Origin of the sequence: Agrococcus sp. DT81.2 (genome assembly GCF_049844935.1) — a bacterium.
Taxonomy (GTDB): Bacteria; Actinomycetota; Actinomycetes; order Actinomycetales; family Microbacteriaceae; genus Agrococcus.
The window spans coordinates 81,977-101,661 of the sequence record NZ_JBNCLZ010000006.1; the positions used below are offsets into that span (position 1 = coordinate 81,977).

Consider the following 19,685-nt stretch of genomic DNA (forward strand, 5'->3'; position numbering starts at 1 on the left):
GCACGAAGCGATGCACGCGCGAAGCGTTCCCCCGCTACCGTGTCACCATGCGGCACACCGTCACCAAGGTCGTGATCCCGGCGGCGGGGCTCGGCACGCGATTCCTTCCGGCGACCAAGGCCCTCCCGAAGGAGATGCTGCCGGTCGTCGACAAGCCGGCCATTCAGTACGTGGTCGAGGAGGCAGTGCGTGCAGGCCTTCCTGACGTGCTGTTCGTGACGGGGCGCAACAAGAATGCGCTCGAGAATCACTTCGATCGCGCGACAGAGCTCGAGTCCATCCTCATGCGCAAGGGCGACGAGGAGCGGCTCTCGAAGGTCGCGGAGTCTACGGGGTTGGCGAACGTGCACTACGTGCGGCAGGGCGACCCATTAGGCCTGGGGCATGCGGTGCTGAGATCACAGGCGCACGTCGCGGGCAATTCGTTCGCGGTGCTGCTGGGTGACGACATCATCGACGAGCGGGATCACCTACTCGAGCGGATGCTGCAAGTGCACGATCAGCGCGACACGAATGTCGTCGCGCTCATGGAGGTCGACCCATCCCAGGCGCACCTCTACGGCGTCGCGACGGTCGAGGCTACCGAGGAGGACGACGTCGTGCGCGTGCGGGGCCTCGTCGAGAAGCCCGAACGCGGTACGGCCCCGTCGAACCTCGCGGTTGTCGGTCGATACGTGCTGAAGCCCGAGATCTTCCCGGTGCTCGAGCGCACGAAGCCGGGTCGTGGCGGCGAGATCCAGCTGACGGATGCGCTGCTCACGCTGGCGGAGGACCATAGTGACGGCCGCGTCCACGGCGTGATCTTCCGCGGTCGGCGCTACGACACTGGTGACCGCCTTGATTACATCAAGGCAAATGTGCAGTTGGCAGCGGAGAGAGACGATCTCGGTCCCGGGCTTCGAGCTTGGTTGCGGGAGTTCGTCCAGACCTTCGAGGACTGAACCGCCACCGGTTGCGAGATAGCGGGGCATTGCAACAGGCGATGCTGAGTATGTGCGCGGGCATTACTGCGATACCTTTCTCGCCATGGCTAAGAAGACGCTCGTCCAACTGGTTGACGATATTTCAGGTGATCCGATCGGTGAAGGTGACGGTCGCACGATTCGGTTCGCCTTCGATGGCGCGGAATACGAGATCGACCTCAGCAACTCCAACATCGAGGAGCTCTCCAACGCGCTCGAGAACTACGTGCGCGCATCACGCCGGGTCTCGGGTCGTCGCAAGGCAGGGGGCTCGCAGGGCCGGGGCAGCACCGCCGGCGATAACGAGACCGCGGCGATCCGCGAGTGGGCGGAGTCCCAGGGGCTGAAGGTCGCGTCGCGCGGCCGTATCTCCGCGGACATCGTCGAGCGCTACAAGAACCGCTGACACTCGGATGTGAAGGGCGCAGCGTCGCTGCTGTGCCCTTCTCGGTTGCGCCCTGGCCGTAGGGTGGTTCGGGCGTCAGTCCCGACGCTGACGCCGAACCAGCAGAGAGTGCGGGCAGCAGTGAAGATCGTCGTTGTGGGAGCCGGGTATGTCGGGCTCTCGAATGCAGTGGTGCTGGCACAACACCACGAGGTGGTCGCGGTGGACATCGACCCACGCAAGGTCGAGATGGTGAACGACCGCACTTCACCGATCGTCGACGTCGATCTCGAGGAGTACCTTCGCGAGAAGCCGTTGTCGCTGACCGCGACGACGGATGCGCCCGGCGCATTCGAAGGCGCGGAGCTCGTCGTGATTGCGACACCCACCGATTACGACGCGGTCGAGAACTTCTTCGACACCTCGTCGGTCGAATCGGTCATCGCGGAGATAGGCGCAGCGACCTCGCGTCCGACGATCGTCATCAAGTCGACGGTGCCAGTCGGCTTCACCGGGCGCATGCAGGCAGCGCACCCCGACGCCGCCATCATCTTCTCACCGGAGTTTCTGCGTGAGGGACGGGCGCTGCACGACAACCTTCATCCCTCCCGCATCGTGGTCGGCGACACGGGCGAGCGAGGTCGGCTCTTCGCCGATCTCATGCTTGAGGGCGCAGTGGCGACGGACGTCCCCGTGCTGCTCACTGGCTCGACCGAGGCAGAGGCGATCAAGTTGTTCGCCAACACGTACCTCGCGTTGCGAGTCGCGTACTTCAATGAGCTCGACACGTACGCGGCCACGCACGGTTTGAAGGCAGCGGAGATCATCGGAGGTGTGGGGCTCGACCCACGCATCGGTGACCACTACAACAATCCGTCCTTCGGCTACGGCGGTTACTGCCTCCCGAAGGACACCAAGCAGTTGCTGGCCAACTATCAGGACGTGCCGCAGAACCTGATCGCGGCGGTCGTCACCTCGAACACGACGCGCAAGGACTTCGTTGCGGCCGACATCCTCCGGCGCGAGCCCGACGTCGTCGGCGTGCATCGCCTGATCATGAAGTCGGGGTCGGACAACTTCCGTGCCTCGTCGATCCAGGGCGTCATGAAACGCGTCCGCGCGAAGGGCGTCGAGATCGTGCTGTACGAGCCGGCGCTCGAGCAAGACGAGTTCTTCGGGTCCGAGGTGATTCGCGATCTCGAGGAGTTCAAACGACGCGCCGACGTCATCGTCGCGAACCGACGTTCAGACGAGCTGGAAGACGTCGAGCACAAGGTGTACACGCGGGATATCTTCGGGCGGGATTGAGGCCCAGCGGTTCATTGAGCGCGACGATGCACTGGCGGGTCAACTTCCGGAACTCGACCCCTACGATGTGGAGAACCGGTCGCAGGTGACCTGCAGTCGGATCCTTCGGCGCACTTGAGAGGAATTGCCCTTGGACCTCCTTGAGTACGCCCGCCTGCTGCGGAAGCACTGGCTCGTCGTCATCGCGGCGACGATCCTCGGGGTCGGTGCTGGCCTGCTGCTCGCAATGGTCCAGACCCCCTCATATCGCGCTTCCACCGAGGTCTTCATCTCAACGCAGGCATCCGACACCAGCTCGGATCTCGTCCAGGGCAACGCCTTCACGCTCTCGAGGGTCAACACCTACGCGCGGCTCGCCAGCAGCGAGGAGGTGCTGGATCGCGTCGTGGAGCAGCTCGACCTCGGAGTGCCGGCGCGCGAGCTCATCGAGCAGATCCGCGCAGTGCCCGTACCGGGCACGGCGATCCTGGAGATCTCGGCGACGAGCTCGGATGCGGAGTTCGCCGCCGCGCTCGCGAACGCCACTGCGGCGAACCTGGCCGATTCCGTCGCGGAGCTCGAGTCCGACGGCACGTCGAGCCCCATCCGCCTCGCCACGATCGTCAGCGCCTCGGTCCCTCCCGTGCCCGAGAGCCCGCGCCCGTTGCTGCAGGCAGTGCTGGGCGGGCTGCTGATGGCGGTCGCGGCGCTCGCCTTCGTGGTCGCGCGAGATCTGCTCGACACCCGCATCCGCACGGAGCGAGACATCAAGGCCGTCACGTCTACACCGCTGCTCGCGTCTGTGCACTTCGACGCCAAGTCGACCAAGCGGCCGCTCGTGGTGCACGACGATCCCTTGAGCCCGCAATCCGAGGTGTTCAGGACCCTGCGCACCAACCTGAATTTCCTCAAGGTCGATGGCAACCGGCGGCTCTTCGCCATCACGTCGTCGATTCCGGGCGAGGGCAAGACCACGACGGTGGCCAATCTGGCGCTCGCGATCGCCGGCTCGGGGCAGTCGGTGCTGCTGATCGACGCCGACCTGCGTAAGCCGAAGCTCGCCGACTACATGAACCTCAACGGGGCGGTCGGCCTGACCGACGTGCTCATCGACCCGTCGGTGCTCGACGACGCCGTGCAGCGCTGGGGGTCGACCGGGCTGTACGTGCTGCCGGCGGGCCACGTGCCGCCGAACCCGAGCGAGCTGCTCGGCTCGCAGGCTATGCACTCGCTGCTCGCGGAGCTGCGAAGCGAGTTCGACTGGGTGGTGCTCGACGCGCCCCCGCTGCTGCCCGTGACGGATGCGGTGGTGCTCGCGCAGCACGGCGCGGAGATGCTGCTCGTGGCCGCCGCGAACCGCGTCAACGCTTCGCAGCTCAAGCGGTCGCTCGAGATGCTCGAGACGGCCGACGCATCGCTCGGCGGGCTCATCATGACGATGGCCCGGCCCGACCAATCAGAGGCCTACCGCTACGCCGCGTACGGCTACGGCGACCGCGCTCAGTCCTCCGGCGAGCCTGGAGAGGATGCCGTTGCGCCGCCCGCACCCACACGTGCTTCCGCGAGGCGCGGCGCAGCGGATCGCTGAAGCGCGAGCCGCAGGGCGATCCGCACGACCGCGCCCGAGAGCACCGCGAGCGCCATCGTCGTCGCATCCAACTGGCCCGCGGCGGTGAATCCGATCGCCACGACACCGAACGCCGCCAGCCCGATCCAGGAGGGCGCGGTCAGCCCCGCGGACGTCTGCGCGGCCGCTTGGCGGTAGACCTGCAGCTGCCACTGATCGTTGAGCGACTGCGCGATGCAGAGCAGCACCAGCGGTGCCATCACGCCGTCGAACGTCGGACCGAGCAGCGCTTCATGCCACAGGCCCATCGCGACGATCATGGCCGTCGAGGCGATCAGCGATGACGCGAGCGCGATGGCTCGGCTGCGACGGGTGAGCCCGGCGCCGTCGTGGGCGGTCGCGGCGAACCGTCCGTACAGCACCGTGTTGATGGCCTGCGTGAGCCCGCCGGAGGCGCTCGCGATCGTCGAGGCGACGGCGTAGACGCCGAGCGTCGCCGAGCTCGCGAACATGGCCAGGACGACCTGATCCATCCGCCAGGCGACACCGTCGACCACGGTCGACGACCACATCGAGAGGCTGAATCGCCACGGGGCACGCTTCCTGCTGCTCCTCGCGACGACGCCGAATGAGCTGACGACGCCGACGATCGAGGCGAGCAGCTGTCCGCTCAGCGAGATGACGAACGCGAGCTCGAGGGTGAGGGCGCCCGCCAGGAACGCGACGATGTACCCGACGGAGGGCAGCACGACGTTGCAGATGCGGCTGAGGTTGTAGATCGACAGCCGCGAGGTGAGCAGCAGCCGCTCGACGCCGATCTGGTAGACGCCGGCGAGCGCCAGCACGGCGGTGGAGATGCGGATGGCGTCGGCGACCCACGGCACCCCTCCCGCGAGCTGCTCGGCTGCCAGGAAGCAGGCGGAGGCGGAGAGGAGCCCGATCGCGCCGACCAGTACGACCGCCGCGCGGGAGGCGGACGCTTCTCGGTGGTCCTGCACGGCGACGCCGCGCGGGAGCCCGACGAAGGCCACGAAGCCCAGCACCTGGATCACCGCGAAGGCGGCCGCCAGCTGGCCGCGTCCGCTCGCGCCCAGCGCGGTCGCGAGCATCGGAGCCGAGATCACGCTGAGGGCGAGCCCCGCGTAGGTGACGCCGGCGAGCGCGAGCACGGGTCGGCCCCGCCCCCACAAGCGGCGGGTGTGGGTCGGGACCGTCGTGAGCCAGCTCATCCGCGACCACCGGGCATGGTCACCCCCGCCAGGATGCTCGAGAGCTTGGCGATGAAGGCTTCCTCCGAGAAGGTCTGCGCGTGCGCGCGGATCGCGTCGCTGCTCCACGAGCGGCCGCGGCAGCGCAGCACTGCTTCGGCGATCGCGTCGGGAGCGGGTCGGTCGAAGTAGACGCCGGTCACGTCTTCGACGATGCTGTCGAGGAAGCCGCCCCACCGGAGCGCCACGGTCGGCTTGCCGAACGCCGCCGCCTCGATGGGGGAGAGCCCGAAGTCCTCATAGCTCGCCGCGATGACCGAGTCGCAGTGCGCGTAGAGCCATCGCATCTCGGCGTCGGACAGCTCCTTCAAGAACGTGACGTTCTTGAATGCGCGGCCTCGCAGTCGGGCCTCTTCAGGGCCGGCGCCGACCACGACGAGCTGGTGAGGGAGGTCGCTGAAGGCGTCGACGATCGCGCCGACGTTCTTGTAGGGCAGCAGTCGTGAGACGCAGAGCACGAATCCGCTCGCGGCGAGCTCGTCGGAGGCGCCGCGAGGCATGTGCCGCTCACCGGTCACGCTGTAGGAGTGCGGCGGGTGCACGATCTCGGCCTCGATGCCGTAGATGTCGCGGATGCGCTGCTGCACGACTCGGGAGACCGCGATGTAGGCGTCGGCGGTCTTCGCCTGCCGCCGGTCCCAGTGGCGCAGCCATGGGGCGAGCAGCGCGAGCATCGCTCGCGTCGTCCATGAGGCATGCTCGCCGAGGTAGACGTCCTGCTGGTAGAGCCAGCGGGCGGGGGAGTAGCAGTAGACGATCTTGCGCCCCGTGGTGCGGAATCCGTGCGCCCATCCGCTCGAGCTGACGAGCGTCACATCGGCGTCGATCGTGGTGGCGGACACAGAGCGCGCGAGGAATGGCAGCGCGTATCGATGGTGGCGGCGGAGCCAGCCGAACCTGTTCAGACCGGTGGTGCGGATCTCGACCTGCTCGAACTCGGGATAGGTGTCGGCCGGCTCGTACAGCGTGGTCTGGATCGGCGCTCCGGCGAAGCCGCGCGCGATCGCGAGCACGACCTTCTCCGCACCCCCGCGCTGCGTGAGATAGTCATGCGCGATCACCAGAGATCGAGACATCTTCGAGATCGTAGGTCGAGGGTTGCGCGACGGGATCGCTGCGGCCGGGAGGAGTGCGGATGCGAGTCACCTGGATCGCCCTGGAGTGGCCGCGCGCGGGGCACCACTCGGGCGGCGTGGGCCGCTACGTGCAGCGCCTCGCCGAGCGGACGAAGGATCTCGTCGAGCTCACGGTGATCTGCTTCGAGGGCGCGGTGCCCATGGATGGTGTTGCGTTCGAGACGCTGCCGGCCCCGCGGGGGCGCCTGGACCGGTACTACGCGTCGGCCTTTCGAGCATCCCGCGCGGTGCGACGGCTCGCGCCCGACGTGGTGCACTCGCACGGCGATGACATCCTCCTTCCCTCCGGGGTACCGTTGGTGCGCACCTTCTACGGGTCGTCGCTCAACGAGGCACGATCGTCGCGCGGGCTGCGGAAGCTCAACCACTACGTGCTCGCGCTGCTCGAGCAGAGGTCGGCGTCGCGAGCGACGCTGAAGCTCGGCATCGCGCCGGAATCGCTCGAGATGATGGCGTGCGACGCGATCTTCCCCCCGTACTTCGGGGTCGAGCCGGCGCCGCGCGACATCAGCGCGACGCCGACCGTCGTCTTCATCGGCAGCTTCGAGGGACGCAAGCAAGGCCACATCGCTCAGTCGGCCGTCGCCGCGATCCGCGAGGAGCAGGGCGATGTCGACCTCATCGTGATCGGGCCGCAGAGTGACGCTTCGTCGTGGGAGCCGTGGGTGGATCATCGCTCGGGCCTCTCGGACGACGAGGTCGCGACGCTCGTGCGAAGCGCGTGGGTGCTGGTGTCGCCGTCGGCGTACGAGGGGTTCGGCATCCCCGTGCTCGAGGGCCTCGACCACGGGCTGTCGGTCGTCGCGCACCCGAACCCGGGATCGGAGTACCTGAAGTCGTTGGCGTCGGGCCCCGTGCCGCTCGACCTCGCGACCGGCGAGGTGTTCACGACGGCCCTCCGCCAGCGGATCGAGACAGGGCCGGTGCTGGATGCTGCCGAGCAGCAGGCGGCTCGGCAGCTGATCGACGAGATCGTCGAGGCGGGGTCGCCGGCTCGGCTGGTAGCGATGTACGACGATGCGAGAGCGCGGGCAGCACCCGCGACTCGGCGACTCGGCTGAAGAACTCGGCGTGCGCGCGGACGATCTCGGCGTCGGGCCGCACCGGGCGCCGCTCGACGAGCGCGCGGTGCAAACGCCGACGCAGCCCCGGCTCATCCGCAAGACGGCGCATCGCGTGAGTCAGGGCATGCACGTCGCCCATCTCGACGACCAGTCCGGTTTCGCCGTCTTCCACCCACTCGAGCGGTCCGCCCGCGGCCGCGACGATCGTCGGCCGCGCCGCCGCGAGGTACTGCAGCACGTTCTGCCCGAGCGGCTCGGGACGAGTGGATGCGTGGACGCACACGTCCCAGCCCTCGACAAGCGGCCAGATGTCGTTGACGTGTCCCAGGAAGTCGGCGCGGTGGGCGAGCCCGAGCGCCTCGACGAGCCGCTGCAGGTCGCGCTCGTACGCGACCTCTCCGAACGCGGCGGATCCGGCGATCTGCAGCCGCACATCCGACTGCGGGAACGCCTGCGCGAACGCCCGGATGACCTCCGCCTGGCCCTTCCAGGGCGCCAGCCGAGCGAGGATCCCCACCGTCCGCACATCGTGGCGGAGCGCCGCGGGAGCTCGCCTGCCGTCGTGCCCCGTCGTCGACGGGATGACCGTCACGGGCGTGCCGTCGCGGATCCATGGCGCAGCGGAGTCGAGCGTGTAGCGCGAGTTGGCGATGACCCCGTTGGCTCGCCGCAGGGCGATCCGCATGGCGCTCGCCCCCTGCCGCCCGATCGCGTTCGGGTCGACCGCATCCCGGAGGTGCACGACGAGCCGCTGACGCGTGCCCGCCGCCGCGAGCGCGCCGATGAGCGCGGCCCGGCTCGTGTTCGCGTGCACGACGTCGCTGCGGCGGAAGTCCCGCGACAGGCGCAGCGCGACGGACTGCGCCAACACGCCGACCAGCATGCCGACCATCGCGCGAGGCGTCGCGGCGGCGGCTCCTGCTTGCTGCGGGACGCCGACGACGCGAACCGTACCGGCTCCGAGCGCCGCGTACTCGCCGAGGCCGCGCGCCGACGGTGGCACGAACACTCGCGCGTGCCACGCGGGATCGCGGTCGAGCAGGCGTCGGAGCGCGAGCTCGGCACCTCCCGGCTCGACGGTGTGGTCGATGTGCGCGACGCGGATCATGCGGCGGCCCTCACGCGCGCCGCCACGGCGGCCTCGATCGAGGCTTCGAAGTCGAAGCGAGGAGTCCATGCCAGCTCGCGACGCAGCCGAGTGGCGTCACCGACCACGCTTGGAACGTCGAGCGGACGGCGCTTGCCGGGTCGCAGGGAAGGCACCGCGCGACCCATCGCAGCGCAGATCGCCGCGAGCACCTCGTGGCCGCTGCGCGCTCGCCCTGCGGCGACGTTGTATGCGCTGTGGGCGAGCGTCGGGGCTTCGGCCAGCAGCACGTACGCGGTCGCGACGTCGCGCACGTCGGTGTAGTCGCGCTCGGCTTCGAGGTTGCCCACGCTGAGCGGCTCGTCGGGGGCGAGCGCGTCGAGCTGCTCGAGGAGGTCGGGCACGAGGAATCCCGGTGCCTGCCCCGGCCCGATGTGGTTGAACGGGCGGACGACGACGGTGTCGAGTCCGCGCCCCTGGTAGTACGAGAGCAGGTTGTCGACGGTGCCCTTGCTCACCGCGTAGGGGGAGTCGAAGGCGAGCGGCGCCGACTCGTCGATCGGGCGGTCGGAGGGCGCGTAGACGGCGCCGCTGCTCGCCGCCACCACGCGGGGAGCTGGGCTTGGCGTGCGCAGCAGCGCTTCGCACAGGTGCACCGCCATGGCGGTGTTGTCGGTGATGTAGCGCAGCGGGTCGTCGAAGGACGGTCCCACCGCGGCGAGGCCCGCGAGGTGCACGATGGCGTCGACCGGCGGCATCCGAGGCCACTCGCACGTGAGATCCACGGTGACCACATCGGCGACGCCCGGCACCTCCACGTCGTCGGAGCGGGTCAGCCCGACCACGTGGTGGCCGCGGTCAGCCGCGATCCGGGCGACCTGCCGCCCGACGAAGCCGTCGACCCCGGTGACGGCCAGGCGCATCGTCATGCCACGGCCACCGGAACCTGCGTCAGCGCCAGGTCGTGGTTGACCATCCGCTTGACGAGTCCGGTGAAGTCGACCTCTCGACGCCAGCCCAGCACCTCCTCGGCCTTCGCCGGGTCGCCGAGCAGGATGTCGACCTGCGCCGGCCGCAGCAGCGCGGGATTCTGTCGCACGAACGGCGTCCAGTCGTCGATGCCGACCTGCTCGAACGCGCTCGCGAGGAACTGCTCGACCGAGCGGGTCTCGCCGGAGGCGAGCACGAAGTCATCGGGCTCACCGTGCTGCATCATCTGCCACATGCCGTGCACGTAGTCGCCGGCGTAGCCCCAGTCGCGCTTCGGCCAGAGATCGCCGAGCTCGACGTGGTCCTGCAGCCCGTTCTTGATCCTGGCGACGGCGCGAGTGATCTTCCTCGTGACGAACTCGGCGCCGCGACGCTCGCCCTCGTGGTTGAAGAGGATGCCGCAGGTGACGAACATGTCGTAGCTCTCGCGGTAGTTCTTCGCGATCCAGTGGCCGTAGAGCTTCGCGACGCCGTAGGGGCTGCGCGGGTGGAAGAGCGAGCTCTCGTTGTAGCCGCGGCCCGGCCGGTTGTAGTCGAGGCCGCCGAACATCTCGGAGGTCGACGCCTGGTAGACCTTCGTCGTGTTGCCGAGGTGGGCGACCCGCACGGCCTCAAGCACGTTGAGCACGCCCTTGCCGGTGACCTCGGCGGTGAGCGAGGGGTTGCGGAAGGAGTAGCCGACGTGGCTGATCGCCGCCAGGTTGTACAGCTCGTCGGGCTGGGAGGCCTCGACCGCCTGCACGAGCGAGGTCGGGTCGGTGACGTCGCCCTCGAGCAGCGTCACGTAGGGGAACTCCGCCTCCACCAGATGCCTGCGGGCGTTGTTCTGGCCGCGGATGAGTCCGAAGACCTGGTAGCCCTTGGCGTGCAGCAGTTCGGCAAGATGGCCGCCATCCTGACCGGTGATGCCTGTGATGAGAGCGCGCATTCGCCTACCAATCGAGCCGGAACCGCGAGCATTCTTCAACGCGTTTTGGGGAGCGTAACCCGGCCGTTCACTGCAATCAGCGTCTTCAGCAGACCGTGAGCGGACGCACGGTCATGCGCGTCTGCTGTGCTTCCCGCAGACATCGCGCAGGATCGTCTCGAGATTCGCCGCGACCGCATCCCAGGTGAACTCGGCCTCGGCGCGATGGCGAGCCCGGGCGCCGAGCTCGCGAGTGCGCTCCGGCGTCTCGCCGAGCTGGATGATGGCGTCGGCGACCTGCTCTGCCGACTCGGGATCGACGAGCAGTCCCGTGACGCCGTCGACGACCGCTTCACGCGGACCTCCGACATTGCCCGCGATCGACGGCACGCCCCACGCCGCGGCCTCGAGGTAGACGATCGCGAACCCCTCGCCGGCCACTTCACCCTTCGGGTAGCGCGCGGGCATCACGAAGACGTCCGCGCGCTGCAGCCAGGCGTTCTTCTCCGCATCCGAGACCGCACCGACGAAGGTCACGGCGTGGTCGACGCCCAGCTCGACGGCGCGCTCCTCGAGGGCGGCGCGGCGGCGGCCGTCGCCCACCACGACCCACCGGGTCTCGGGCAGCCGGGCGAGCACCCGCGGCAGCGCCTCCAGGATGACGTCGTGTCCCTTGTACCAATCGCGCAGGCGACCGACCGTGACCAGCGTGAACGGGCCTCCGCCCGTGTCGTGCTTCGCAACAGCAGTGCGACCCGCTGGGATGTGGACGCCCGGGTGGACGACGTGCACCGGCGCGTGCTGACGCCCGCGGACGGTGTCGAGCAGCAGCCCCCGGGTGTACTGGCTGACGGCCACCGCCGCCGCGCAGTGGCGAAGCGCCCAGCCGGCCAGTCGGGGGCGGCCCTGGATCTCCTTGCCGTGCGCGTAGACGACGAGCGGCACTCCGAACCGGCGCGACGCCGCGTACGCCAGCGGAGCCGAGACGACATGCCCTGTCAGGACGACATCGGGTCGCCAGCCAGAGAGGCGCAGGAGGCCGCGGAGGTTGAAGACCAGGTTGCGCACGAGCGGTGTGGAGCCGCGGACGGGCACGCGCTCGGTGCGCACGCCGGCGTCCGCGTCGAACGCCGCGCCTCCCGGTGCGTCGGGGGTCAGCACCATGACGCTGGCTCGAGGCATGGCGGAGGTGATCTCGTGCAGCAGGCTCTGGATGCCGCCGAGCGTGGGCGGGTACTCGGGGGTGACGAGCAGCACTCGGATCTCGCGCGCCGGGAGCGCTGCCGTCGAGGAGTCGACGGTGGCGTCGGGACGGCTCATGCCGTCGCCTCCTGGGGCGCGGCGGCGCTCGTCGACGTCGTCTCGGAGTCGACAGGACCGACACGGCCGAGGCCCATCAGCAGGTAGAGCACGGCGACGACGGAGAAGCTCGTCCAGCTCGTCTCGAACGCCGAGTCGACGATGAACGCGACGATCGCCGCGACGCCGCCGTACGCCCACGGCAGGCGCGCCGAGGCGGCCACCGAGCGGAACGCTCCGATCGTCGCGAGCACGAGGATGACCGCGAAGAAGACGAGCCCGATGAGGCCGTAGAGGAAGAGGATCTGCAGGTAGTTGCTGTGGGCGTGTCCGAAGTCGGCGTACTGCGCGACGACCGCGCCCACCTCGCTCGTGAAGTCGGCCGCGGGGAATCCGACGATGGGAGAGTCGCGGAGCGTCACCTCGACCGTGCCCTGCCACAGGCTGGCGCGGGCGACGTTCGACGAGAAGCCGGCATCCGAGAGTGTCGCGAGCCGCGACACCAGGAAGTCGACCGCCCCGGGGACGAGCCAGACGACGAAGGCGATGCCCCAGCTGGCGGCGGCGACCCCGAGCGTCAGGTGCACGGGGCGGGCGCGGGTGCGGAGCAGCCAACCGGCGACGAGCGCGACGGCGAACGCGATCCAGGCCGCGCGGGTCTCGGTGATCGCGATCGGCACGGCCGCGATGAGCAGCCAGAGCAGCGCGCCGCGGATCGTCGGCGACATGCACACGAGCGCCGCTCCGGTGATCGCGAGGAACGCCCCGAAGACCGTGGGGGAGAGGAACGTGCCGAACGGCCGGAATGTGCCCTCGAACGTGTAGTAGTAGAAGCCCTCGGTGTAGCCGCGGCTCTTCAGCCACGACAACCCGGCGACCGCCTGGTAGAGGGCGATCACGGTGAGCATCACGAACATCCATCGCAGTGCTCGCAGCACCGCATCCTTCGTGTCATCGCGACGTGCGACCCGGTAGAGGATGACGCCGCCGATCGGGGCGAGCGTGGCGCTCAGGGCCTCCGGCCAGTCGATGACGTCGGCCTGCAGCGCGGTGAGCGCCGTCAGCCTGACGAAGATGTAGGCCGAGAGGGCGAGCGTCACGGCGTCGAGCGCGCCCGGTCGCTGGCGCAGGACGCCGTAGCGGATGCCCGTAAGCACGACGAGCGCGAAGACGAGGATCGTGACGCTCGTGCGGGTGGGTATGAGTTCGAGCGGGACGTACGAGAAGGGCAGGGCGATCACGGTCGCGGTCAGCAGCAGGTGGCGTGGCCGCCGCGCGGCTTCGCGCCCGGGCCGCGGCTCGGGCGCCCACTTGCCCACGGCGGAGCGCGTTCCCGCGACTGAGGAGCGCGTGACGTGCATCGGGGTCCCTCCGCGAGGATGCTAGGTGCACCGTAGCGGACGGGTCGGGGTGAGCAAGGTTGGGGCGGGTTCGGTTTCGACACGCTCAGCGCGCTTCGCGCGCGGAGCGGCTCAACCAGCGGAAAGGGGCGGAGCGGCTCAGCCCGCCTACCCGCGGGTTGAGCCGCTCCGCGCCGCAGGCGCTGAGCGTGTCGAAACCAGTCCGAGCCGGGCGGTGGTTTCGACACGGTCAGGGCGCTGCGCGCCCGGACCGGCTCAACCCGCGGGAGGGGGCAGGAGCTCGTCGATGAGCTGCGCGATGAGCGCCAAGCCCTCCTCGTTCGGGTGGAGGTCGTCCGGGGCGATGAGGTCGGGACGGTCGAGGAACAAGTCGCCGAGGTCCAGATACTCCGCGCCCACTCGCGTCGCCTCGCGCTCGACCTGCTCGCGCAGCGTCACGAGCGCTTCGGGCGCGGCCGAGTCGTCCCAGAGCGGCGACGTGACGACGAGCTGCGCATCGGGGAGCTGGCTGCGCAGCTCGGTGTAGAAGGCGGTGACCGCCGGCTCGAGGTGTCGTCGGCCCAGATCATTGCGGCCGCCCGAGACGACGACGATGTCGGGGTCGAACGCGACCGCGTCGGGCAGCACGCCGATGTAGGAGGTGCAGCCCGCTTCCGGGCACCGGCCGTCCTCCCGGCCGGTCGAGTATCCGGTGCCGGGGATGGCGAGGTTCACGGCGTTCCAGCCGCGCAGCTCGCCGAGGGTACCGGGGAAGCCCGTGCCGTCGAGTGAGGTGCCCGTGCCCACCGTGTAGGAGTCGCCGATGAAGACGGCGACGGGGCGGCCCGACGTATCTGCGTCGTCGGTCGGGGTGGAGGCAGGCGTGGCGCTCGCGGTCGGCGCCTGGCCGGAGGGGCGGGGCCACAGCAGGAACGCCGCGATCGCGGCGATGACGACCGCCGCGACCGCGGTCGCGATGAGGGCTGCGCGGCGGGTCATGGGTGGCAGCTGGTCTCGATACGCGGGCGGCTTCGCCGCCTGCTACTCGACCAACGGGGTCGGGGGCGCCGCCGGGGGCTGGGGGAGCGGGGTCAGCAGGGCGCGGACCGCCTCCAGCGGCACGGAGACCCACGTGGGGCGGTTGCGCAGCTCGTAGACGACCTCGTAGAGGGCCTTGTCGAGCAGCAGCGCGACGAAGACCGGGTCGGTCTCGTCGACGGGACCCGCCGCATCCGCGTACCCGGAGAGGAACTCGGTGCGGCGCTGGAAGACCCAGTCGCCCGCCGCGGCGCCGTCGGCGTCGGGCAGCTCCTGCAGGGCGGAGCCGGCCGCGTAGTCGAACGAGCGCAGCATGCCGACGACGTCGCGCAGTCGCGGCTCGCGTACCATCCGCTCGTGCATGGGTCGCAGCGGCTCGCCCTCGAAGTCGAGCAGCATCCAGCGGCCGTCGGCGCCGCGCAGCACCTGGCCGAGGTGCAGGTCGCCGTGGATCTGCTGCAGCTCGCCCAGCTCGCGCACCTCGCGCAGCCGGTCGGCGGCTGCCTGCAGCTCGTCCTGCAGGTCGTCGAGCACGCCCGCCGCTTCCTGCCGCGCCCACGCCATGCGCTGCTCGAGGCCGGTGATGAAGCGGAGCGTGTCGGCCTCGGTCGCCTGGGTCGTGCCCATGGCCGACGCGAGGTCGCGGTGCACGATCGCGACCGCCTCGCCGAGCGCGCGCGCATCGGGCGCCTCGCCGGCATCCTCGCCCCGCAGGGTGGCGAGCGCGTGCTGGCGGTAGAGCTCCCACGCGTCCTCGCCGCCGGCGACGAACTCCGAGACGGCGAGCAGGTGCCCGGTGACGAAGGCGTCGCCCGCGGGCCAGCCTGCTCGCACCGAGGCGAGCAGGTGGGGGATGCGGTCGCAGCCGGCGCGCGTGAGGGCGCCGGTGACGACGACGTCGGGATTGTCGCCCGGTGCGACCACGCGGAAGACCTTCGCGATCCAGCTGCCGTCGCCGCCGATGATCGAGGTGTTCGACTGCTCGCCGGTGACGACGCGGATGTCGCCCGCGGGCGTCGGCTCGGCGGTGGCATCGCCGTCGAGCCCGTTCACCGCCCGCCTGCCGGTGGCGACATCGATGAGCGCCCGCACCGCATCCGCATCACCGCACGCGTCGACGAGCCAGCGGCCGCCGAGCTGCGCGATGGGCGAGCCGCCCGGCTCGTCGCGCCACGCGACGGGCACCTGCAGCAGGGTGTCGCCGGCGCGCAGCAGCAGGATGGCCGCGCCGTCGCCCAGGTCGTAGCTCGTCTCGAGGGCGATGTCGACCTGCTGGCCCTTCAGCGGATACCAACGGGTGGTGGGCATCCAGGCCGCGATGGCGTCGATGACGGATGCGTCGGCGAGGTCGGGAGCGTCGGTCGCGGTGGGGTCGCTCATGGGGGCCATCATGCCCGGTGCCTCTGGGCGCTGGCTACGAGCGGTGGTCTCGGCTCGGTCGGCGCAGCGGGTGCGCGGACCTTCTCGACCGGCGGGGAGGGTCAGGGCAGGCTGTGCACCTGCAGGCCGGTGACGACCGTGCCGAGCTGCGAGATGGGGGCCATCATGCCCTCGACCGCGCACGTGCCGCCGGTGCCGCGGATGCCGGAGACGACGCCGACCGCGCGCGCACCGACTGCCGTGGGACGGCTGACGACCGGGCCGCCCGAGTCGCCGAGGCAGAACGCGTTGGCGCCGCTCGAGCGCACGAGCTGCACGTGCATGCACTCCTGGCCGCGGGGCGTGCCGTAGCAGGTGACGTAGGCCTTGCCGGCGGTGAGGTCGCACTTCCAGCCCGTCACCTGGCCCGAGGAGCACAGCTGGTAGCCCTCGGGCGGCCAGGTGGTCTGCGCGCCGGTGATGTTCACGGTCGACGTGTCGCCGGTGTAGATGCGGGGGAGCGTGCGGGCCTCGTACGACGCGGCGATGATGCCGAGGTCGAAGGGCAGCGTGCCGTCGTTGAGCTCGGCGACCAGATCGCTGCGGCCGATGGTCGTGCCGGCCGCGTTGCGCACGAGGCGGTTGTCGGCGTAGTCGCTGCAGTGGGCTGCGGTGATGATGACGGGGCGGTGGGCGTAGAACCCCGTGAAGCCGGAGGTGCAGGAGACGAACGCGCCGCTCAGGAACTGCGTCTGCACGCGCATGCCGCCGGAGAGCACGCTCACGTCGTTGGTGCGCGCGGTGCCCTTCGGGACGACGACGGCGGCCGGGTCGATCGGGGCGCCGAGCTCGAGCGGCACGGCGGCGGCGTTGGCGGGCACGGTGTCGGTCTGCTCGACCGTGACGGTCGCGCCGACGTCGGCGGCGGCGGCCTCCGCCTCGTCGATGACGGTCAGCACCTCGCCCTCGAGGGGGATCGGTGTCACGTCGGCGGCCTCGGCGGCCGCCTCGGTCGGAACCTCGACCGAGAGCGCGTCGCGGCCGATGCCGATCGCGAAGGCGCCCTCGTCGGGCATGGCGGCGGCCATGTCGTAGGCGACCGAGAGCAGCTCGGCCTCGCTCGACTCCTGCTCGACGAACGTGATCGCGATGCCCTCGGCGGCCGCGTCGTCCGCGATAGCGCGGATCTCGCTCGGCACGTGGCCGGCCCAACCGATCTCGATCGTGCCGGCGACCGGGTCGCCCACGATCGAGCCGAGGCGCGAGACCGGGGCGAGCGCATCCCAGTTGCCGATCCGGTCGATGACGTCGAAGTGCGCCTCCTGCACGGCCGGGATGTCGTCGGCGGAGACGGCCGGGGCCGCGGTGGGGATCGCGATGACGGCAGCGCCGACACCGAGCGTGATGGCGGCAAGGATGAGCGGGCGGCGCAAGAGGGACCTCGTGACAGGCGGGGAGCAGGACCACGCTGATCGTACCGGAGGTGCAACCTTTAGTGGAGGGTAAATCTGCGCGCCGGGCAAGAGGCCGCTCGCGCCTCTGCTACCGCCCTCGGAGCGCTGTGCCCGGGGCGGTCTGCTCCGTTACTCGACGGGCGCGGTCGTCGCCGGATTGGTTACCGCTGCGCCGCTCGTGGAGCCGCGGGTGCGACCCGGCAGCCGCTTGATGACGCGGCGCCCGACGAGCCAGGCGACGAGGGCCAGCAGCGCGAGGATCACGAGCGTCGGCAGCGCCTGCCCGAGCCCGAAGAGGGCGACGGCGCCCCAGGCGAGGAACGCGCTCCAGCCCGCGACGAGGCCGTCCCAGAAGCTCGGCGTGCCGGTCGGGCCCTCGACGCTCGTCGAGCTGATGCGCACCTCGATCGTCGACATCGCGACCTGGTCGGTGAGCGTGCGCTGCTGGGAGAGCAGCTGCTCGAGCTCGGAGGTGCGCTGCGTCAGCTGCGCCTCGACCTCGAGCAGCGTCTCGGTGTCGGCCGCCGTCGTCAGCAGCGTGGTGAGTCGCTCGACGGATGCTCGGCTCGCGTTCACGCGCACCTCGAGGTCGCGCACCTGGTTCGTGACGACCTCCTCGCCGAGGTCGACGTTGGTGACATCGCCGAGGGCGCGGAGCGCGCTGAGCAGGTCTTGCACCTGCTGGGCCGGCACGCGCACGGTGAGCATCGCCCACGCGGGCTGGAAGTCGGTCGATGCGCCCTCGGCCCGGCGGTCGATCGAACCGCCGCGGGACTGCGCGGCGTCGCTCACCGCATCCGCCATCTCGATCGGATCGCCGACGCGCATGGCGAGGCTGCCCGAGATGATGACGGCGCGGTCCTCGTCGGCCGCCTCGGCGGGCACGGTGTCGCTGGCGCCGGTGTCGCCGCCGCTCGCACCGCCGCTCGACTCCTGCTCGCCGGGGAACGGCGCGGACTCCGGCTCGCCCGCCCACTCGGGCAGGCCGCCGCCGTCCGTGGCGGGCGCGGGCATCCCGATGCCGGGCGCTTGCGACTGGGATGCGCCCATGGCGCCGCAGCCGGTGAGGAGGACGGCGCCGGCGATGACGATGCCGGCCGTGGAGAGGAGTCTGCGGGTCATGCTTCCAGGGTGGGCGGGCGGCCGGGAAAGCACAGCCCAACCTTTCGAGCGACTTGGGCGTCAGCCGCCCCTTCCGTTGGTTGAGCCGCTCCGCCGCCCCTCCCGTTGGGTTGAGCCGCTCCGCCGCCTCTTCCGTTGGTTGAGCCGCGCCGCCGCCGAAGGCGGCTGAGCGTGTCGAAACCGTCGTGACCTGCGGCGGTTTCGACACGGTCAGGGCGCTGCGCGCCCGGACCGGCTCAACCAGCGGAAGTGGGGGACGCGCTGCCGCCGCACCTTCCGTTGGTTGAGCCGCTCCGCCGCCGAAGGCGGGTGAGCGTGTCGAAACCAGCGTGACCTGCGGCAGTTTCGACACGGTCAGGGCGCTGCGCGCCCGGACCGGCTCAACCAGCGGGGAAGGGGGAGTGCTGCGTGCGCCGAGCGGCTCAACCTGCGGAAGAGGCGGGTCAGTCAGCTCGCTTCGCCGCCTTCGCCTCCGCCTTCGCCGCGCGGAGCTCGGCCTTCGCGGCGGCCCGCGCCGCGGCGGCCTCGTCGCGCGCCTCGATGGCCTGCAGGCGCTCGACGGCCTTGGCCACCGCATCCGCCGCCTTCGACTCCGCCTGCCGCAGGCGGGTGCGTGCCTCGTCGACGAGCTTCGCCGCCTCGCGCACTTGCTTGTCGTCGAGGATCGCCGTGGGCATGCGCTCGAACGCCTCGTCGGGCTCGTTGCGCTCGAGCCAGCGCTCGATGCCATCGAACAGCCGCGAGAGGCCGAAGCCGAAGCCGCGGTCGTCGTCGGCGTCGCGCGTGCCGAACGCGCCCGCCCGCACGGCCGGCGCAAGCAGCGGGAACCGCTCGTCGGTCACGAGCTCGGGCAGTGCCCGGCGCACCTCGTCGTCGACGGCGGCGTCGCTCGACGCCTTCGAGTAGAGGGCGATGTAGCCGAGCAGCAGCAGCAGCGTCGGCAGCTTCATGCGGTCGGGGGCGGGCACATCCTCGAGCGCCGCGAGGCCGGCCTCGATGATCGCGAGCCGGTTCGGGGTCGTGGGCGTCGAGCTCGGCGGCAGGTCGGCGAGCCACGGGTGCGCTTCGTACGCCGCCCGCACGAACACGGCCCACTCGCGCAGCCGCTCGCGCCACGTCGTGCCGGCGCCGGGCACCGCCACCTCGCTCGCCGTGTCGTACATCAGCAGCAGCAGGCCGTCCTTGCCGGTGACGTAGCGGTAGAGCGACATCGGCGCGACGCCGACGGCCGCGGCGACCTTGCCCATGCTGACGGCGTCGAGCCCCTCGGCGTCGGCGATCTCGATGGCGGCCTCGACGATCTGCTCGGTCGTGAGCTCGCGCTTCGGGCCGCGGTGCGGCAGCTCGGCGACGCCCCACGTGACGGCGTGCGCGTGCGGCAGGTCGGGGGTGTCGATCGGCTGGTTCGGGTCGGTCACGG

The 19,685-nt window shown here is 70.6% G+C and carries 16 protein-coding genes and 1 pseudogene; 5 read left to right on the forward strand and 12 right to left on the reverse strand.

What is annotated here, in order from left to right:
- Positions 1-47: 47 nt before the first annotated feature.
- The 4 genes from galU (at position 48) to ACLQ21_RS12280 (ending at position 4,222) form a co-directional block, all read left to right on the forward strand.
- Positions 48-941: a UTP--glucose-1-phosphate uridylyltransferase GalU gene (galU, locus tag ACLQ21_RS12265; RefSeq protein WP_425664052.1), complete on the forward strand. Its 894-nt coding sequence runs from the start codon at positions 48-50 to the stop codon at positions 939-941.
- A gap of 85 nt (positions 942-1,026) precedes the next feature.
- Complete coding sequence (locus ACLQ21_RS12270) at positions 1,027-1,368, forward strand: histone-like nucleoid-structuring protein Lsr2 (protein WP_425664053.1); 342 nt, start codon at positions 1,027-1,029, stop codon at positions 1,366-1,368.
- Between the two features lie 120 nt (positions 1,369-1,488).
- The gene (locus ACLQ21_RS12275; RefSeq protein ID WP_425664055.1) at positions 1,489-2,655 is read left to right on the forward strand and encodes a nucleotide sugar dehydrogenase; all 1,167 of its coding nucleotides are present in this window, start codon (positions 1,489-1,491) and stop codon (positions 2,653-2,655) included.
- A 130-nt stretch (positions 2,656-2,785) separates the two neighbouring features.
- Positions 2,786-4,222, forward strand: a complete 1,437-nt coding sequence (locus ACLQ21_RS12280) for a polysaccharide biosynthesis tyrosine autokinase (protein ID WP_425664057.1) — start codon at positions 2,786-2,788, stop codon at positions 4,220-4,222.
- Here ACLQ21_RS12280 and ACLQ21_RS12285 read toward each other — a convergent pair.
- Together ACLQ21_RS12285 and ACLQ21_RS12290 are read right to left on the reverse strand one after the other, a co-directional pair.
- On the reverse strand, positions 4,135-5,430 hold the full coding sequence (locus ACLQ21_RS12285) for a hypothetical protein (protein WP_425664059.1): 1,296 nt from the start codon (positions 5,428-5,430) through the stop codon (positions 4,135-4,137). The genes ACLQ21_RS12280 and ACLQ21_RS12285 overlap by 88 nt on opposite strands.
- Positions 5,427-6,545 carry a glycosyltransferase gene (locus tag ACLQ21_RS12290; protein ID WP_425664060.1) on the reverse strand — a complete coding sequence of 373 codons (1,119 nt, stop codon included), beginning with the start codon at positions 6,543-6,545 and terminating at the stop codon, positions 5,427-5,429. Before ACLQ21_RS12290 ends, ACLQ21_RS12285 begins: the two co-directional genes overlap by 4 nt.
- Before the next feature lie 59 nt (positions 6,546-6,604).
- On the opposite strand from ACLQ21_RS12290, the gene ACLQ21_RS12295 reads away from it, so the two are divergent.
- Positions 6,605-7,666: a glycosyltransferase family 4 protein gene (locus ACLQ21_RS12295; RefSeq protein ID WP_425664062.1), complete on the forward strand. Its 1,062-nt coding sequence runs from the start codon at positions 6,605-6,607 to the stop codon at positions 7,664-7,666.
- 76 nt (positions 7,667-7,742) lie between these two features.
- Here the strand turns inward: ACLQ21_RS12295 and ACLQ21_RS12300 are convergent.
- The 10 genes and pseudogenes from ACLQ21_RS12300 to ACLQ21_RS12345 form a co-directional block, all read right to left on the reverse strand.
- Positions 7,743-8,846: pseudogene (locus ACLQ21_RS12300) on the reverse strand (glycosyltransferase family 4 protein); the annotation flags it as partial.
- Positions 8,774-9,685 (reverse strand): NAD-dependent epimerase/dehydratase family protein, encoded by a 912-nt coding sequence (locus ACLQ21_RS12305; RefSeq protein ID WP_425664064.1) that lies wholly within the window; start codon positions 9,683-9,685, stop codon positions 8,774-8,776. The pseudogene ACLQ21_RS12300 and the gene ACLQ21_RS12305, both read right to left, overlap by 73 nt.
- Positions 9,682-10,674 carry a GDP-mannose 4,6-dehydratase gene (locus ACLQ21_RS12310; RefSeq protein ID WP_425664066.1) on the reverse strand — a complete coding sequence of 331 codons (993 nt, stop codon included), beginning with the start codon at positions 10,672-10,674 and terminating at the stop codon, positions 9,682-9,684. Before ACLQ21_RS12310 ends, ACLQ21_RS12305 begins: the two co-directional genes overlap by 4 nt.
- A 111-nt stretch (positions 10,675-10,785) precedes the next feature.
- Positions 10,786-11,973, reverse strand: a complete 1,188-nt coding sequence (locus ACLQ21_RS12315; protein WP_425664068.1) for a glycosyltransferase family 4 protein — start codon at positions 11,971-11,973, stop codon at positions 10,786-10,788.
- The gene (locus tag ACLQ21_RS12320; RefSeq protein WP_425664070.1) at positions 11,970-13,313 is read right to left on the reverse strand and encodes an O-antigen ligase family protein; all 1,344 of its coding nucleotides are present in this window, start codon (positions 13,311-13,313) and stop codon (positions 11,970-11,972) included. Before ACLQ21_RS12320 ends, ACLQ21_RS12315 begins: the two co-directional genes overlap by 4 nt.
- A gap of 255 nt (positions 13,314-13,568) precedes the next feature.
- Entirely contained in the window at positions 13,569-14,291 is a 723-nt protein-coding gene (locus ACLQ21_RS12325; RefSeq protein WP_425664072.1) for an SGNH/GDSL hydrolase family protein, read from the reverse strand.
- Between the two features lie 42 nt (positions 14,292-14,333).
- A complete protein-coding gene (locus tag ACLQ21_RS12330; protein WP_425664073.1) occupies positions 14,334-15,710 on the reverse strand; it encodes a maltokinase N-terminal cap-like domain-containing protein in 1,377 nt (458 codons plus the stop codon).
- Between the two features lie 101 nt (positions 15,711-15,811).
- Positions 15,812-17,122 (reverse strand): trypsin-like serine protease, encoded by a 1,311-nt coding sequence (locus tag ACLQ21_RS12335; protein WP_425664075.1) that lies wholly within the window; start codon positions 17,120-17,122, stop codon positions 15,812-15,814.
- Positions 17,123-17,272: 150 nt separating this feature from the next.
- The gene (locus ACLQ21_RS12340; protein WP_425664077.1) at positions 17,273-18,265 is read right to left on the reverse strand and encodes a DUF4349 domain-containing protein; all 993 of its coding nucleotides are present in this window, start codon (positions 18,263-18,265) and stop codon (positions 17,273-17,275) included.
- 443 nt (positions 18,266-18,708) lie between these two features.
- A complete protein-coding gene (locus ACLQ21_RS12345; RefSeq protein WP_425664079.1) occupies positions 18,709-19,683 on the reverse strand; it encodes a TetR/AcrR family transcriptional regulator in 975 nt (324 codons plus the stop codon).
- Positions 19,684-19,685 lie beyond the last annotated feature (2 nt).